Origin of the sequence: Xanthomonas sp. NCPPB 1067 (genome assembly GCF_020783795.1) — a bacterium.
Lineage (GTDB): Bacteria > Pseudomonadota > Gammaproteobacteria > Xanthomonadales > Xanthomonadaceae > Xanthomonas > Xanthomonas melonis.
This window is the reverse complement of record NZ_JAJGQG010000071.1, coordinates 1-1,140: the sequence shown is the minus strand read 5'-3', so window position 1 is coordinate 1,140 and position 1,140 is coordinate 1. Positions and strand designations below refer to the sequence as shown.

At 56.8% G+C, this 1,140-nt stretch carries 1 protein-coding gene; it reads right to left on the bottom strand.

Annotation, left to right across the window (positions count from 1 at the left end):
* Positions 1–91: 91 nt before the first annotated feature.
* Positions 92–855 (bottom strand): IS5 family transposase gene (locus tag LL962_RS20855; protein ID WP_228318291.1). Its coding sequence is split into 2 segments (ribosomal slippage): positions 92–540 and positions 540–855, totalling 765 coding nucleotides; the frame shifts between segments, so codons are not numbered across the junction.
* Positions 856–1,140: the final 285 nt, after the last annotated feature.

Below are 1,140 nucleotides of genomic sequence, written 5' to 3'. Positions count from 1 at the left end.
TGATGCTGCAACATCAACGCCCCTGGTCCTTTCCAAGCTGGCTGCTCAAGGCTCCCTTGAAGGGCGCCGGATCGCTGGTGACTAGGGCCTGTTAACACATCCGAAGCCCATCAACGGTGAGCACAAAGCTGAGGAATCCAAGGAACATGACGTCGAGCTTCTCAAAGCGCGTGAAAATCCGGCGGTAGCCCTTCAAGCGACGGAACAGCCTCTCCACTTCGTTGCGCCGCTTGTACATTTGTTGGTCGTACTCCCAAGGATGGACCCGATTGGACTTGGGTGGGACCACCGGCACGAAACCAAGATCGAGCGCCAACTGGCGGGTTTCATTGCCTTCGTAAGCGCGATCCATTAGCAGATGAATCGGCCGCTTCACTTGCCCCAAATGTTCAAGCAATGCCCGGCCTGCTGGTGCGTCATGTGCGTTGCCAGGCGTCAATCCGAACGTGATGGCTGTTCGAGCATCTGCGGCAACCATATGAATCTTGGTGTTCCATCCGCCGCGGGATTTGCCAATCGCCTGCGGGCCGTTTTTTTTAATGCGCCAGTGCCATCCGGATGCACCTTGATACTGGTGGAGTCCAGCGAGACCGCTTCGATTTTGATGCGCACGATCTGGCAGGTCTGCAATTGGGCGAACATCCGATCCAGCACACCGGACTTAGCCCAACGGTTCATGCGTGTGTACACCGTATGCCAGTTGCCAAAGCGCTTGGGCAGACCGCGCCATTTGCAGCCGTGCTCTGCGACGTAAAGGATGGCGTTGACCACCTGCAGATTGGTCATGCTGACATTGCCGCGCTGCGCAGGTAAGCAATGTTCGATGAGGGCAAATTGTGCTGGCGTGATCTCCATGTCCAATAGTTTAATCGCCCGAGCCATTAGTGTTCACAGGCCCTAGCGCAGCGGGCGCGAAATTCGCAGGGAAATGGGCCTATGCCACCCAGTGCGGTTCTGGCCACTTTCTCAGTCTCGACCTCCATCAGCAGAATAACCATGTTAGGGGCGAATGGAGCGAAGGCACCAACCTCCGTGGAGGTGGCGGAAAGTTGGAGGGGGATGTGCGTAACGGCAAGCTCTACGTTCGCCACTGTAGCGATGACGGTGAAGTGGGCTATGAGGCGTGTCCAAAGTTCTCCG